The organism is Chitinophagales bacterium (assembly GCA_019694975.1).
In the GTDB taxonomy this organism is placed as follows: domain Bacteria; phylum Bacteroidota; class Bacteroidia; order Chitinophagales; family UBA10324; genus JACCZZ01.
This window is the reverse complement of the sequence record JAIBAY010000002.1, coordinates 221347-236611: the sequence shown is the minus strand read 5'-3', so window position 1 is coordinate 236611 and position 15265 is coordinate 221347. Positions and strand designations below refer to the sequence as shown.

General features: G+C 44.0%; 13 protein-coding genes. 8 read left to right on the top strand and 5 right to left on the bottom strand.

What is annotated here, in order from left to right; all coding sequences use genetic code 11:
- Positions 1 to 278: 278 nt before the first annotated feature.
- From K1X61_04180 to K1X61_04155, 6 genes are all read left to right on the top strand, one after another.
- The gene (locus tag K1X61_04180; GenBank protein MBX7107828.1) at positions 279 to 1691 is read left to right on the top strand and encodes a CCA tRNA nucleotidyltransferase; all 1413 of its coding nucleotides are present in this window, start codon (positions 279 to 281) and stop codon (positions 1689 to 1691) included.
- 76 nt (positions 1692 to 1767) lie between these two features.
- Positions 1768 to 2442 carry a hypothetical protein gene (locus K1X61_04175; protein ID MBX7107827.1) on the top strand — a complete coding sequence of 225 codons (675 nt, stop codon included), beginning with the start codon at positions 1768 to 1770 and terminating at the stop codon, positions 2440 to 2442.
- A 31-nt stretch (positions 2443 to 2473) separates the two neighbouring features.
- On the top strand, positions 2474 to 3385 hold the full coding sequence (miaA, locus tag K1X61_04170; GenBank protein MBX7107826.1) for a tRNA (adenosine(37)-N6)-dimethylallyltransferase MiaA: 912 nt from the start codon (positions 2474 to 2476) through the stop codon (positions 3383 to 3385).
- Between the two features lie 15 nt (positions 3386 to 3400).
- A complete protein-coding gene (locus tag K1X61_04165) occupies positions 3401 to 3901 on the top strand; it encodes a metallophosphatase family protein (GenBank protein MBX7107825.1) in 501 nt (166 codons plus the stop codon).
- Positions 3902 to 4004: 103 nt separating this feature from the next.
- Positions 4005 to 4721, top strand: coding sequence for an FkbM family methyltransferase (locus K1X61_04160; GenBank protein MBX7107824.1), 717 nt, complete (start codon positions 4005 to 4007; stop codon positions 4719 to 4721).
- Positions 4722 to 4988: 267 nt separating this feature from the next.
- A complete protein-coding gene (locus tag K1X61_04155; protein ID MBX7107823.1) occupies positions 4989 to 7472 on the top strand; it encodes a DUF5686 and carboxypeptidase regulatory-like domain-containing protein in 2484 nt (827 codons plus the stop codon).
- Between the two features lie 107 nt (positions 7473 to 7579).
- Here the strand turns inward: K1X61_04155 and K1X61_04150 are convergent, their stop codons facing one another.
- From K1X61_04150 to K1X61_04135, 4 genes are all read right to left on the bottom strand, one after another.
- Positions 7580 to 8254 carry a hypothetical protein gene (locus K1X61_04150; protein ID MBX7107822.1) on the bottom strand — a complete coding sequence of 225 codons (675 nt, stop codon included), beginning with the start codon at positions 8252 to 8254 and terminating at the stop codon, positions 7580 to 7582.
- Between the two features lie 62 nt (positions 8255 to 8316).
- Complete coding sequence (locus K1X61_04145; protein MBX7107821.1) at positions 8317 to 9768, bottom strand: hypothetical protein; 1452 nt, start codon at positions 9766 to 9768, stop codon at positions 8317 to 8319.
- Between the two features lie 47 nt (positions 9769 to 9815).
- On the bottom strand, positions 9816 to 10400 hold the full coding sequence (locus K1X61_04140; GenBank protein MBX7107820.1) for a YceI family protein: 585 nt from the start codon (positions 10398 to 10400) through the stop codon (positions 9816 to 9818).
- A 305-nt stretch (positions 10401 to 10705) separates the two neighbouring features.
- Positions 10706 to 11113, bottom strand: a complete 408-nt coding sequence (locus K1X61_04135; protein MBX7107819.1) for a hypothetical protein — start codon at positions 11111 to 11113, stop codon at positions 10706 to 10708.
- Between the two features lie 299 nt (positions 11114 to 11412).
- On the opposite strand from K1X61_04135, the gene K1X61_04130 reads away from it, so the two are divergent.
- Both K1X61_04130 and K1X61_04125 read left to right on the top strand, forming a co-directional pair.
- Entirely contained in the window at positions 11413 to 13017 is a 1605-nt protein-coding gene (locus K1X61_04130; GenBank protein MBX7107818.1) for a T9SS type A sorting domain-containing protein, read from the top strand.
- Between the two features lie 229 nt (positions 13018 to 13246).
- Entirely contained in the window at positions 13247 to 13759 is a 513-nt protein-coding gene (locus K1X61_04125) for a heme-binding domain-containing protein (protein MBX7107817.1), read from the top strand.
- 197 nt (positions 13760 to 13956) lie between these two features.
- On the opposite strand, the gene K1X61_04120 is transcribed toward K1X61_04125, so the two are convergent.
- Entirely contained in the window at positions 13957 to 14883 is a 927-nt protein-coding gene (locus tag K1X61_04120; protein MBX7107816.1) for a YihY/virulence factor BrkB family protein, read from the bottom strand.
- Positions 14884 to 15265: the final 382 nt, after the last annotated feature.

The window sequence follows — 15265 nt, the reverse complement described above, 5'->3', positions numbered from 1 at the left end:
TAAATGGCTTCCGGATTTTCAGGAGGCCATTTTTATTTTGATGCTGTTTATTGACTGAGCAGCGTTGGAAGTCAGGGTGATCTCATAAACCGTTAATCAAAACAAGCGGTGCAAATGGGAAGAAGTGCAAAAATGAATCAGTGATATTTAATCAGGATAATAAAATGCTTTCGCTGCACTTGCTGCGGAATGCATTCCGGAAAACAATATTTAAAGAACAATAAGGCCGTAGTATTTTGAAAAAGGGAGAAATCATAAAAAGGTTTGTACCGCTTAGCATGTCTCCGGAAGAAGAGAAGATAATCGGATTGCTGAGTGACTGTGCGAGGGAACAGCAGGTATCAGCTTACCTCGTGGGCGGCTATGTGCGCGACCAGGTATTAGGCAGACAGTCAAAAGACATTGATGTAACGGTAGTCGGCAGCGGTATTGATTTTGCCAAACAGGTTGCTACCCGTATTTTTCCCACTCCTTCACTGGCTGTTTATAAAAATTTTGGAACAGCATTGCTGAAGCATGCCGGTTTTGAGATTGAATTTGTAGGGGCAAGAAAAGAATCATACCGGCGCGATTCACGGAAACCGATTGTAGAAGACGGAACATTACAGGAAGATCTGAGCCGGCGCGATTTCACGATAAACGCCCTTGCCGTCAGTTTGAATGAGGAAGACTATGGCATGTTGCTGGATGCTTTTGACGGCATGCACGACATCAGCGCTAAGACGATTCGTACGCCCCTTGATCCTGATATTACTTTTTCAGATGACCCTTTGCGGATGATGCGCGCCATTCGTTTTGCAACGCAGCTGCATTTCAGGATCGATGCTGTCACCTTTGCAGCCATATCGCGGAATAAGGAAAGAATTCAGATCATTTCTCAGGAGAGAATTGTGGAGGAATTGAATAAAATCATAGCAGCACAAAAACCTTCGGTTGGTTTTGACCTGCTTTTCAAAAGCGGATTGCTGCAACTGATTTTTCCGGAATTTGTACGGTTATACGGCGTAGAGCACCTGGAAGGCAAAGGTCATAAGGACAATTTCTATCATACGCTGCAGGTGCTTGATAATGTTGCTGAACGAAGCGATGATCTTTGGCTGCGTTGGGCTGCTGTATTGCATGATATTGCCAAACCTGATACCAAGCGGTTTGAGAAAGGCCATGGATGGACCTTTCATGGTCATGAAGTGGTGGGTGCAAGAAAGGCTGCAGCCATTTTCAGGAAGTTTCACCTGCCGCAGAATGAGAAGCTGCACTTTGTTCAGAAAATGGTGTTGTTGCATTTAAGACCTATCAGCTTAACCAAAGAGCAGGTAACCGATTCTGCTGTCAGGCGGTTGCTTTTTGAAGCCGGTAACGACATTGATGCACTGATGATATTATGTGAATCTGACATAACATCAAAGAATGAAAACAAAGTGAAGAAATACCTGCAGAATTTTCAACTGGTTCGTGAAAAGATGGTGGAAGTGGAGGCAAAAGATCAGATGCGTAACTGGCAGCCGCCTATCACCGGTGAAATCATCATGCGTACTTTCAATAAGCAACCCGGACGGGAAATCGGTCTTATCAAAGATGCGGTGAGGGAAGCGATACTGGATGGAAAAATTGGGAATAACTTTGAAGATGCATTCCGGTTTATGATTATGAAAGCGGCGGAACTCGGATGGCAGCCGGCCACAGAAATTTAATTGTCTTGTATTGTTTCTGTTTAGGTTTATTGGTTTCTTTGCTACGGCATTCATTCAATCAGCAAGCAAGGTTCGCATGACGATCTACAAGTTCAGGGTTATGTATGAAGATGATGACAGCATCTTCCGTGATGTGGAAATAAAACCGTCGCAAACATTCAGCGACCTTGAAACGGTGATCATGTCTTCTTACAATCTTCCTGCAGGAGGAAGCGGCTTTTTTTATTCAAGCAATGACAGCTGGCACCGCCTGAAACAACTTGCTTTTGCTCCTGTGCCTGAGAAAAAGGGAAAGGCCAAAGCCAATCCGTCAGTGCTGCCGATGCTGGTTGCACTGATTGATGATCCGCATCAGAAATTTATTTTCGAATACAAGGGTAACCAGGAGTTTGTTTTTCTGGTTGAACTGATGTCACTCACCGGTGCCGAAAAACCATCCGTCATCTACCCGGTTTGCACAAGGCAACAAGGCCCGTCGCCCTTTAAGAAGGAAGAGCTTGTGGCGCATTATACCAAAGTAGCAGATGAGGGCGACACAGAAGATCAGCGTATTGACGATGATGAGGTGGATATTGAAAACATGGGCGAGGAAGGCGCAGAAGAAGATATTGAAGTGAGTGATGCGGAAACCGAGGAAGAAGAAAGCTCAGATACCGGGGAAGCAGATGATATGCCGGATGATGCCGAAGCGGAAGAGTTTACAGAAGAAGATTTTGGCAGTGATTTTATTGACGGCGAAGACAAAGATTAATGACTCATTCATTATTATCCTATAAGTTATTGTGAAAAAATACCTGGTCACAGTCGTTGGTCCAACGGCGGTTGGTAAAACGCAGGTGAGTAGCAGGATCGCCCAACAATACAAAACAGCTGTTATATCCGCTGATGCGCGCCAGTTCTATAAAGAAATGAAGATCGGCACAGCAACGCCTTCTGATGATGAATTACAGCTGGTGCCACATTATTTTATCAGTCATTTATCCGTTACACAACCGTATTCTGCAGGAGATTTTGCAAAAGATGCCATTGCAAAGCTGGATGAACTTTATCAGACGCATGATGTAGTGGTAGCCACCGGCGGTTCCGGCCTGTTTATCCGCGCTTTGACGGAAGGGCTGGATAAATTTCCGGATGTGTCCGCAGCGACAATGTTGGAAGTGAACAACCTGTATCATGCAGGTGGATTGAAGGCACTGCAAGAGTTGCTGATGCAAAAGGACCCTGACTATTATGCTGAGGTTGACCTTAACAATCCGCAGCGCCTGATTCGTGCACTCTCCGTATGCCTCGCAGGTGGCATGCCATATTCATCCTACAGGAAGAAAAAAGTTATACAAAGAAATTTTCAGCCCGTGAAAATCGGACTGGAACTCGAACGCCGTCAATTGTATCAGAACATTGACCAGCGTGTTGACAGGATGATGGAAGCAGGCCTGCTGAAAGAAGTTCAGCCACTGTTATCTTTTGCAGAACTGAATCCGCTGCAAACCGTTGGCTACACGGAGTTATTTGAATTCATTCGCGGCTATTCATCTTTGGAAGCAGCTGTGGCCCTCATCAAGCAGCATAGCCGCAACTATGCGAAGCGGCAAATGACCTGGTTTAAAAAGGATAAGGATATCAGGTGGTTTCATCCGTTTCAGATGGAAGAGATATTCTCCTATATTACTCAGCAACTGACACCGCAAGTCTGAGTCAGCCACTTTTTTATGAAGTATATCGGCATATTATCTGACACACACGGATTTGTTGACCCTGCTATCTTTGACTATTTAAAAGATTGCGACGAGATCTGGCATGCCGGAGATTTTGGCAATAGTGTTTCAACTGCTTTGAGCACATTCAAACCGTTGAAAGGCGTTTATGGCAACATTGACGGCACGGCTGACAGGCAACGCTTTCCGGAGGACCTGCTCTTCAACTGTGAAGGTATCCGTATTTTTATTACACACATTGGAGGATATCCCAATCACTATCCATCACGCGTTAAACGGATTATTGAAACTGCCAGGCCGGATCTTTTTATCTCGGGTCATTCTCATATCCTGAAAATAGTGCGCGACCCTGTCTGCCAACTCCTGCATATCAATCCGGGTGCAGCAGGAAGAAGCGGATTCCATCAGGTTCGAACGATGGTACGTTTAAAAATTGATGCCGGTAAAATATCCGGTGTGGAAGTCATTGAATTAGGGAAACGCAGCGTTAAATGACCGGATAGTTTTACTGAATAAATCAGTTCTTTTAGCAGTACAATAAGTTTTAATATTATACAGTGGATAATTGTTACTTTAACTACGCAACGAATCCAGGCTGATGAACATAATACGGTACCTTGAAAAAGCCTTAAAAGCACATAAGACAGCCGCGTATTTCAAAACATTTATCAGCAAGGGCGATCTGTGTTTTGACTTAGGCGCCAATGTGGGAGAGATAACTGACGTATTGCTCCGGATAGGCGCAAGGGTTGTTGCTGTTGAGCCACAGGAGAGTTGCCTGAAGATATTACGCCGGAAATACGACGGTAACCAACAGGTAGCCATTGTTGGTGCTGCTGTCGGAAGAATGGAAAAGGAAGATAGCCTTATGATCTGTGAGGAAACAACAGAAGCCGCCACATTGTCAAATATCTTTGTGGGGACGTATGGCCCGGCGTCGCGGTTAAGTTACCTGACAACGGAAAAAGTAAAAGTTACCACGCTCGAACGGTTAATTCTTGAACATGGTGTACCGCATTTTTGTAAGATTGATGTGGAAGGTTATGAATCGGAAGTATTTATCGGGTTGAACACACCTATTAAGTTCATCAGTTTTGAATTCAATATTCTGTTATTGAAAGATACTTTAAAATGCCTGTTGCTCTTGAGCGCATTAGGAGACTATCAATGCAATTTTTTGGAGTATGAACATATGAAACCGGTGTTGCCCGAGTGGATGGAGATTCTTGAATTCCGCAGTCAGCTCTATGAATTCATTACAGAAGATATCTTAACCGGCGAAATAATTGTACGATTAAGCGTTAACGGCCAATAGCCTTGAAATGATTTTATGCTGGCAAGATTGGCTGCGCCAATTTGACTTTTTACAGCATATGCGAAGGGATGAAATTAAAAGCGATCTCAAAATGGACAATGAATGTGGTCATGCCGAATTTATTTCGGTTTCTGTAATAGAATTGAAGAGATCCTGAGCCCGATCAATCGGTACAGGATGACTCCAGGTATTTTGAGATAGCTCTTAGTTTATTGATATTCGTTAAGCTGTTTATAAAAACTGATGTAAAAGCAAGCGATGCCCGCGATGATGCTGCGATTAATGATGATATTGGTGGTGAACTGTTCCTGTTTGCAGGCGTATACAGCCGCCATCTCCGGCCTTGTGCTCGATGAAAACCAACGGCCATTACCGTATGCCAATGTATATATCAAACATACCACGCAGGGAGCCACAGCCAATGCAGAAGGAAAGTATCAGCTTGCACTTCCGGCAGGACGTTACGAACTTGTTTTTTCTTATGTCGGATACCTGCAGGCAACCAGGAATATTACGGTTGAAGACGTTTCTGTCGAACTGAATGTGCAACTGCAACCCGACCAGGTTGAATTGAAGGAAGTGGTAGTTACAGCCGGTGGCGAAGATCCTGCCTACCGTGTCATCAGGGCTGCCATCAAACGCAGGAGTTATTTCCTCAGTCAAATTGATGCCTTCAGCTGTCATGTGTACATAAAAGGCGTGGCAAGACTTGACAGCACACCGAAAAGAATGATGGGTTACAACCTGGAGAAGAAGGGGATTGACTCTAATGCGCTTGGTATTATTTATCTCAGCGAGTCAGAATCAGAATATTACTTCAGGCAGCCAGATAAGGTGAAGGAGATTATGTTGTCTTCAAAAGTGAGTGGCGATGCAGCTACTTTCAGCTGGAATAAAGCAAGTGATTTCGATTTCAATTGTTACAGAAACCTGGTGGATGCCGGATTGCTGAGTAACCGGCAATTCATTTCACCAATTGCTGAAACTGCGCTGCTTTACTATAGATACAAACTGGCAGGCACATTCTATGAAGACCATCAACTGGTCAATAAGATTGAAGTGATTCCCAAAAGAAAAGGTGATGCTGTCTTTAGCGGATACATTTATATCATGGAAGACAGCTGGCGGATACACAGTACCGATTTACGGCTCAGCAAAGAAGCAAACCTTGATTTTGTTGATTCGCTCAGGCTGGCACAGACCTATGCCATCGTCAACGATTCCACGTGGATGCCTTACAGTCAGACGATGGATGTAGCGATCAATGCATTAGGTTTCAGGATGAAGGCGAAATTTGCGGGTGTCTTTACACAGTATTCCATTAATCCTTCATTACCGGATAACTTTTTTAATGGCGAAGTGTGGAAGATCAATGATGATGCGAATAAAAAGGATTCTCTCTACTGGACAGCCAACCGGCAGGTACCGTTGACTGCTGAAGAGGCTAGTGACTATCGTGAAAAGGACAGCCTTTCTGTTGTTCAGCAATCAAAGGTTTACCTTGACTCAACCGATCGCGCGAACAATAGATTCGCGGCAGCCGATCTGATTTTCGGTTATCACTACTATCGCCGGTCTGCGAAGACTTCCTACAACACAAGCGGGTTGCTGAGTTTTATCAGCTATAACACTGTAGAGGGGTTTGCGCCTTCGGCAAGCCTTAGCGTGACAAAACACTGGGAAGACAATCAAACATTAAGACTCAGCACTTCACTTCGCTACGGATTCTCTAATCATGAGCCATCAGTAAAGGTTGCTTTACGACATCTCTTTGATCCTGCCAGGTCGGCTGCATGGAGTGTGGAAGGCGGATACTATGCCGAACAATTCAACATGGATGATCCAATCTCGCCACTGATCAATACTTTCTATACGCTGTTTGCCGGAGAGAACTACATGAAGCTCTACCAGAATGCGTATGCAAAGGGATCCATCACCAAAGAGGTAGTCAATGGCATTCAACTATCTGCCGGCACTTCCTACAATCACCGAAAGGAGCTCATCAACACCACCTTGCAAACATTTGATAGTGATGAAGGCACACATTTCACTGCCAATGAACCGCTGTTTGCTTTTTGCGACAGTGCCGATTATTTCAACGGGTATGATGCATGGCTTATCAGCTTAAAAGCAACCATACATTTTGCGCAAAAGTATTATTCAAGGCCGAATGAAAAGATCATTATCGGTTCGAAATATCCAACGATTTCCATCGCCTACACCCGTGGCCTGCCCTGGTTAGGCAGTTCCATAAATTTTGATCAGCTGGAGTTCTCAGCAAATGATCATTTCCAGCTTGGAACATTCGGTGAAGGGGACTATCAGCTTGTTGCCGGCGCATTTATTACCAGTGACAGTATAGGTGCAGCGGAGCTGCAGCATTTTAAAGGAAATCAGACCATTTTTGCACGGTCGGGCCGCCTGAATGCCTATCAGTTGCTTCCTTATTACACTTACAGTACCAATGAATGGTACCTGCAAGGCCACCTGGAGCATCATTTCCAGGGATTGATCATGAATCATATCCCGCTGATCAGGAAACTGAAGTTGCAGGAAGTGGCTGGCGTTCATTATCTGCAGACTCCTGATCTGCAATATGCTGAAATCAGCTTTGGAATTGAACACATATTTAAGCTCATCAGGCTGGACTATGTGGCGGCATACAGTAACCAGCAGCATTTTACCTCCGGTTTTGTGATTGGATTAACCATGGGAATAGGAGGCGTCATAACAGTGAGTGTGGACGAGTAAGAATAACAGGCTGATCAAACCGAAGTCAGGCGCTGAGTATTGCAGTGAAAATGATGGTTGTTTGTGGAAGTGAATTCCCGCAGTTGAGATGGTACTGTTGCCTGTTTCTATAAAGATTTGTCTGCAGGAATAATGGTAGCAGAAACATTCAGATTAAACTTCACGCCGATATCATCAGCAACTTTGATGAGCCCAAACAATGCTGCCGGTGTTTCCAGGTTATATTCTTTTAATGAAAGATTATGCAGTCCGTTGAAGGAGTAATGCCCTGGCGCGACCTGTTTACCGCTGAAGCGAATCTCCTTTGTTTTGCGCACACCACCGAGCGTCAGGTCCACTTTGGCAATCATTTGAGTGAGATTAGACAGGTTCATGGGGCTGCCGTCTTTCGACCTGGCTTCTTTCAGTTCCACAATAATGTAAGGAAAGTTATCCGATTTTAAGGTCCTGCAAAGATTGCTGTTCATCACCACATTGCCGCAATCGAGAGAAGCAACCGGCACTTTAAGCATGGCATGACTGAATTGCATTGTTGTTTTATGCTCATCCAGGGTAAACTCCACTTTTTGTTTCGCATATGTTTCTTCTGAAAAACAGGTAAACTCATTGATGTTGGTGGAGCCCAGTACTGCTATTCTGCTTCCTTTAAGAATGGAATATTCCAGTTGAGCGGCGGAGTGTTGCTGTGTGACGGGAGGGTTCTGAAGGCTTGTAAAAATCAGCCATATAAACGCGGCGATAAAGGGAAGCAGGATAAACTTTCTTTGAAATACGTTACGCATAATCTTACAAATATAAAAGAACCGCCCCTCTGTCAATCAGAGAGGCGGTTCTCGCTATACATTTAAAATCCCAAAGCTGCTTCAATCATTATTCCATTAAATTTTGCTTCATGGCGCAGATCAAATGTCGGGTAGTCATTATACATCTGGGTCACGTATTCAATTTTTGCCATTACGTTGTCGAGAATGTACCATCCTGCAGAAACAGTAAACCTGGTTACATTGACCTTGTCGATTTCAGTTTTGAAAGCCGGGCTGGTGAAAGGCAATTCAGAGCTGACGCCGTTGTAACGCAATGCCACCCAGAAATTTTCTTTTTGGGTGAAACGATAGATGGCATCAATCGCATATTGACTGGTGGTTCTTCTGTCGTGGCCAATAAGTTTATTGGTGGTGGTGTCGGCTTCATTGGTATTTCTTCCATTGGCAAATTCAAGGGTGCCAAATAATTCAAGGCCTTTGAATTTTACAAACGGATTGATCATAAAAGCAGTCAGCTGATCACCATATGGCTTGCTTAACCGGCCTGAAAAGGCATTGGTGGTAATGTTGGAATAGTAATTTTCAACAACCATAAAATAATGTGAACCGGTACGGTCGCCACCGAAAAGTGTATTGCTTACCGAACTCTTGGTTGTATAAATGGATCCTGTCAGCCTGAAACGCAGGTCAGGATTCATTTGTTTGTCATAGCCCACTTTGGCTATGAAACTGGGCGAACGTTTATTCACTTCACCGGTATTGGCATCCTTTACGCCTGAAGTATCAGCGGATGAAACAGGATAGGCAACATCACCTTTTATTTCGCCGCCTGTTAATTCAACCACGGCAAGAAAACCGGTCTTGTTGTGGAATTGAAGTTCACCGCCGATTTCCGTAGTGAATTCATCCAGTATCAGGTTTTCAACAAATGGGTTATACATGGCATTGCCACCATCGCTGCGGCGATAATGCTGATCACCATAGTTTACTTCATAGTCACCGAATTTGATGGTGAGGTATTCCATCATATTGTCAATCTTATCACTTTTCAGGAAAGTGAGTTTGTCGAACTGAATGTAACCGCCTTTCACCCATGCTTCCTGGTGATGCCGGGAAGAGAGATAAGCCACAAGGTTCATGTGGATACCGTCATACAGTTGAGCATCGAGGTTGAGGTTCGCCATGGCCAGGTTAAAGCCATTGGTAATTCCTACGAGCGTACGATCATCAATACCATCCGGTTTGCTGGCTTTGCCGGTGTTATCGATAAGGTGCCATCCTGTTCCGGCTACCTGGTTGGTGTCAATTACATTCTCATGATCGAGATTCTGGAAGGTGAAGGAGGAGTTGAGGCCAAGACGCACCTTGAAACCGGTGAAGAGTGTTGTATCCGACTTACCGGTTTCGAATACATTCAGCCCTTTCTGATCATAGTGCCTGAAATTCTGTATGGCAGGTTGTTGCGCGAAGGCAACCGTACTGACGAAGATCAGCAAACTGATCAGATTAAAGATTTTCATGGAGTTTTTCATAGCGTTTGAATTTTAGTGGATTAATAAGAAGTTTATGATGGAGTTGATTAGTTCTTCTGCATGGTGGTTTTGAAAGTCAGTACCACTTCATCGCCCACCTTCATCGCACCCATAAAAGCTGTTGGCGGGCTTACACCGAAATCGGTCATTTTCAGCGTCTTGGTACCTTCAAATGAAATGGAGCCATCCTGTTTTGAAATTATTTTGACCTGCAGATCTACCGGTTTGGTAACGCCGGCAATAGTGAGTTGCCCTTTTGCGATCACCGTGGTGCCGGTGGCGGATGGCATTACGTTGCTGACCTGCGACAGCAGTTTGTAGGTGATCAATGGATTTTTCTCGGCTTTAAGCGCATCATATGTTTTCCCGTCCATGATCGAGCCATGTGAACTCTTTATGTCATTACAGGCCACTTTCACTATCATGGATAGTATCGTGATACTGCCATTGGCATTGACCATATAGGAACCATTGCCACTTATTTTCTCAACCGATTCTTCCCAGTCATGCACGTTCGATGTTCCTTTAATCATAAATTCCTGGCCGGGTGCAAGGCTGAAATTTGTTTGCGCCTGAGCAGCAAATACTGTTATCAGCAGCATTACCATCGATAAAGGGATGAACTGTTTCATGTTAAAAATTTATGTGTTATTAAATATTTGCTGGCACAAGGTGTTGAGGATAGCAGCGATCAATCATGACATTTATCATAACAGCCGATGACTTTTATAAGCCGGAAGCATGACAATTGTCACCCTGAGAATTTGCGCTGTAAGGGAATTTTATCAGGCTTGCCTGCGGAGAAATAGACGCACCGGCCGTTATAGCAAATTGTCTCGTTGCCATGTTTAGTTGAACCGGTTATTAACCATTCTGAAAAAACAAAAGCCGCAATCCGTTCCAGGAACAGATTCCGGCTTCATGCTGCCTGGTGAAATCACGGATTCATCTTCTCACAAACTAACCCTGCAATAATGGATTGCACCAATCCATAGAGAAACCAGGTGACTACCAGTTCCATAGAAACATTCATGGCACTGTAGATAAGCCACATAATTGGAAGGGTGGCAACAAGCGAATATATGATACCGAATTCTATTCCCCGCATCGTAAACCCGCCGGTCAGCACGCCTTTAAACCTTTCCCAGAACCAGGCAAGTGCTACGCCCAGCAGGAAGGGATGTATATAATAGAGTATGCTCAGATCGTCATTCATCCGGAAGGCAGGGTCATAATATTCCAATGCAAGGCCCGGGAAGAATAAGATAGTGAGGTACAAAGCTGCAAAACTTATTACCAGCAGTACGACGCCTGCCACTATTCCGCTAATGAATACTTTTTTCATGAGACAACATTTTTTGGGGATGAGAATGAAAGTTGAATTATTTATAATTTTAATTGGTCAAATATAGCAACGATGCAACTATGCAAATAGCTGAGCATTGTTGGTTGCTGATATGATTTTTATCATAAGAATCCCTTCCCATTCACATCATAACAGCTTCATTATATAGAATAAGCGATCGGCGAATTCATCTGTACAGGGTAAATTAAAGTGTTACCAAACAATAATCATATTACCACATGATGAATGACAGTATTCCTGCCTGATCACTGCGATAAATTTGTGGCGGGTTAGATAAAATGAAACATTTACACCTGCTGATATTGATTGTTGCTATAAAAATTGCCCTGTTGTTATTGTCAGGTGATGTATCAGCACAGGTGATTCCATTTCCTGACGTATCCTTTGGGAATGGTGGTCAGGTGCTTGATAAAGTTAAATCCGCCAGTGATGATATCGGTAAATCCGTAGTTATCCAGAATGATGATAAGATTGTATTGGCAGGTAGCTCAGATGCCGGAACCGGAGCTGCAGATATCGTCATAATGAGGTATAAGAAAAACGGTCAGCCCGACAAATCGTTTAACGGAACGGGAAAGAAAGTAATAAAGAACGCATGGTGCAGTGCCATGGCGGTACAGCCGGATGGCAAATTGGTAATCTGCGGATCTAAAAAGGATGACAGCCATCTTGCCATGGCTTTGTGGCGCCTGAATAACAATGGAACTGCAGATGCGACATTTGGTAATGCCGGTGAACAGGTCATTGCACTGTCAAACGATGCAACCTGCTACTCGATATTGATACAGCCCGATGGAAAGATGCTGATAGCGGGCCATGACGGCAGTTTTAAAACAGGTAATGCCGCATTAGTCATTGCACGGATAAACATGGATGGCCGGTTAGATACTTCATTTTCCCGGAACGGAATATTTACGAGGAAGCTGTACCAGAAGAACCTTGCCTGCAGGAAGTTGCTCTTGCAACCGGATGGAAATATTATTGCTGCAGGGCAAATGACAACGACAGATTACCGGTTACCCGCCAGTGAATTTTTTGCTTTGCGTATTCACGGCAATGGTATGATTGATTCTTCCTTTGCCGTAAACGGAATGTTCTCTCAGCGAAATTCCAACAGCGACAACTGTTATACCGCCGGCTTATTGCCCGACGGGCACGTTTTGCTTGCCGGTTCCTCTCAGTTTACAGGTTACATGGCTGCCAGCATATTAGGTCTTACTGCCAATGGAAACGTGGATCATACGTTTGGGAAAGAAGGATGGGTATATCCAAATTACTTTGGAAGCAGCAATGCTATGATCAATAGCATAGTCATTCAGCAAGATGGAAAAATTCTGCTTGCCGGCAGTGCTGGTTATTCATTCCCGTCTGTTACCGCTGTCACTTTGGCGCGCCTGAAGAGAAATGGTGCACTTGATCAGGAATTTGGAATGGGTGGTATGGATACCTCATTTGTAACGGCGCTGAATGCCATTGCCTGTAATGATATGACGCTCATGAATAATGGGAAGATTATTATCACCGGATACAAAGCGACGGCAAATGATTGGATTATGACGGCCAGGTATCTCAACGACGTGCAGGAGTTGAAACTTGCTGAATCAATGGAATCATCAATGATCACCGATCTGAAAATATCGCCGGTGCCGGTCAGGGGAGATGCTGCAACCATCTCCTTCACCATTGGTGCTGCTGATGTGGTTACAGTAAGGTTATATGACATCAACGGGCAGGAAATGATAACTCCTGTAAGTTGGCAGGTTGAAAAGGGGAGTGCCAGCAACGCCATTTTTTTGCCGGCTGAGCTGCCCGCCGGAATCTATTTTTGCAACGTGAAATCGAAAGAGGGTATTGAAAGCATCACATTCGAACTGGAGAGATAAGCGTTGTGTTTTAGTGCGGAAGAGCCGTTGTGCATTTTAGCAACGGCTTTTCTGTAATGTTGAAACTTGCTGTAATGATGCAGTAATAGTTGCACGGTCGAAGTTCAATCCTGCCTTAAACTCAGGCCTGTTGCTCTCTGCAACAGCAAAACTGATCACGATACGGAAAGATTGACTGCATAAAAGTTCTACAATCTATCTTTGTTTTAAAAGCGGTTAAATTTATTATATGCATTTCTTTAAAAGAATTTTTCGCGCATTGCTGATGCTGGCATTGGTGGTGCTGATCGTTATCCAGTTTTTTCATCCTGCAAAGAATCTTTCCGGCGATGATTCAATGAGCATTAAGGTGGCCTTTAACGTTCCCGCGGAGGTAGACGGAATTCTGAAAACATCGTGCAATGATTGCCACAGTAACTACACCACTTACCCGTGGTACACAAAAATTCAGCCGGTAGACTGGTGGATTGATCAGCATGTAAGGGAAGGGAAGGAAGAACTTAATTTTTCTGAGTTTGCGGGCTATTCACCCCGCCGCCAATACCGCAAATTTGAAGAAATCAGGGAAACTGTGGAAGAAGGAGAAATGCCGATGGAAGTGTACACCGTTATTCACCGCGAAGCTGTACTGAATGCGGCACAGAAGGAGCAGCTTATGCAATGGTCGATTGCCATGAAAGATTCCATGCAACGGCATTACCCGATGGACAGTTTGAAGCGCAATAAAAAGCCTTCGGAGTAGTACGTTTTCACCCTTGCTATGATAGTTCGGATTTCAGGTTTAAGCCTTTACTGTCGCGTTCTTGCTATCAGGAAAATTGAAAAATAGTAATCAATTTTCTGCTACAATTCAATTGGATCATGGTATGCAGTTAGTAAAATTGGATATGAACTGTTCTCACCATTCCTGGTATTTTTAATAAAGCAGATCAGCACTTATCATTCCGGTATTTCTACAATCTTATAGCGATAAGCTTTATCTACCGGTATAATTTCGTGGCCTAATGCTTCAGACAGCACCTTTGTAAAGCAAGCGCCAAAGTAAAGGATGAAGGAGGAATAAAATACGAATAGCAGTAGCAATACCACAGAACCTGATGCGCCATATACTGTGCCGATATTGCTGCGGGGCAAAAACCAGATCAGCACGAGCTTGCCTGCGGTGAAAAGCAATCCCGTCAGCGTTCCGCTCGTTATCGCCGAGAACCAGGATGGCCTGCCATCAGCAATAAAGCGAAGCAATAGCAGGAACCAGGCACTGACCATGAGAATGGAAATTATTTCACGCAACATTGATTGAATAATGGTGCTTGTTCCGGGAAGCATAAAGCCCAGGCTCTTGCCAAAGAAAATAGCTAATCCTTCTGCAAGCAAACCAAACAGGAAAAGCAAGCCCGCCAGGCAGATAACGCCAAGCAACCTTCCACGGATGGATATCCGGAACAACAAGCCAGGCTTTTGCTTTATCCTGATGTGCCATATTTTATTGATGGAATTTTTAATCTCATTAAAAAGCGTTGAGGCAATAAACAGCAGGAAGATAAATCCGCCGATGGTTACGATGCGGTTATCAGCCATTTTTCTGAAGTTAAGCAGAATGATTGTGAGTTGCTGACCTTCTTCTTTGCCCAATACCTCAGTCATCCGGTTGATGAGTTGTGAACTCAGAAACCGCTGATTGATAAACAGCCCAAAAACCTGAATGATGATGATCAGGATGGAAGGTAAAGCGAATGTGGTGAAAAAGGCAGTTGAGCCAGCCATCTGCAACGGGTGGTTCTTTTGCAATACGTTGAAAGACCGGCTGAATAATCCGGGAATTTGGGTAACGCCCACTTTATGCTCCGCATCCGCTGATATTGCCATCGCATAAATATATTTAAGTTTTCCGGAGCGCTTCCTGTTGATTTGATGCTGAAATGATGACGCACCATTCTAAAAATAGCACTTCAATTTGTTGCATTGCTATTCAATGAATGAATCCTGCAAGCAACTACGTCGCATTGCCCAAAAATGCACCTGCTATTGTCAGAAGCTATCTCAAACCCGGCAATCAATGCGTTCATGCCGTTTTTATTTCGGCATCTGTCAATGAATGGAAGAGATCCTGATCCTGGTCAATCAGGACAGAATGGCTCAAGGTATGCTGTGATAGCATTTAAAGATTAAACGGATGCATTGCCTTTCGCATCATTGTGCGGTGGTTAAATACTATGCTGTTTTTACAGGCAAAATGTAGCATCAGATC

Excerpts from the sequence above, each read along its gene's own strand:
- K1X61_04180 (MBX7107828.1), top strand. The coding sequence starts at position 279 with ATGTCTCCGGAAGAAGAGAAGATAATCGGATTGCTGAGTGACTGTGCG.
- K1X61_04175 (MBX7107827.1), top strand. The coding sequence starts at position 1,768 with ATGACGATCTACAAGTTCAGGGTTATGTATGAAGATGATGACAGCATC.
- K1X61_04165 (MBX7107825.1), top strand. The coding sequence starts at position 3,401 with ATGAAGTATATCGGCATATTATCTGACACACACGGATTTGTTGACCCT.
- K1X61_04160 (MBX7107824.1), top strand. The coding sequence starts at position 4,005 with ATGAACATAATACGGTACCTTGAAAAAGCCTTAAAAGCACATAAGACA.
- K1X61_04155 (MBX7107823.1), top strand. The coding sequence starts at position 4,989 with ATGATGCTGCGATTAATGATGATATTGGTGGTGAACTGTTCCTGTTTG.
- K1X61_04150 (MBX7107822.1), bottom strand. The coding sequence starts at position 8,254 with ATGCGTAACGTATTTCAAAGAAAGTTTATCCTGCTTCCCTTTATCGCC.
- K1X61_04145 (MBX7107821.1), bottom strand. The coding sequence starts at position 9,768 with ATGAAAAACTCCATGAAAATCTTTAATCTGATCAGTTTGCTGATCTTC.
- K1X61_04140 (MBX7107820.1), bottom strand. The coding sequence starts at position 10,400 with ATGAAACAGTTCATCCCTTTATCGATGGTAATGCTGCTGATAACAGTA.
- K1X61_04135 (MBX7107819.1), bottom strand. The coding sequence starts at position 11,113 with ATGAAAAAAGTATTCATTAGCGGAATAGTGGCAGGCGTCGTACTGCTG.
- K1X61_04130 (MBX7107818.1), top strand. The coding sequence starts at position 11,413 with ATGAAACATTTACACCTGCTGATATTGATTGTTGCTATAAAAATTGCC.
- K1X61_04125 (MBX7107817.1), top strand. The coding sequence starts at position 13,247 with ATGCATTTCTTTAAAAGAATTTTTCGCGCATTGCTGATGCTGGCATTG.
- K1X61_04120 (MBX7107816.1), bottom strand. The coding sequence starts at position 14,883 with ATGGCAATATCAGCGGATGCGGAGCATAAAGTGGGCGTTACCCAAATT.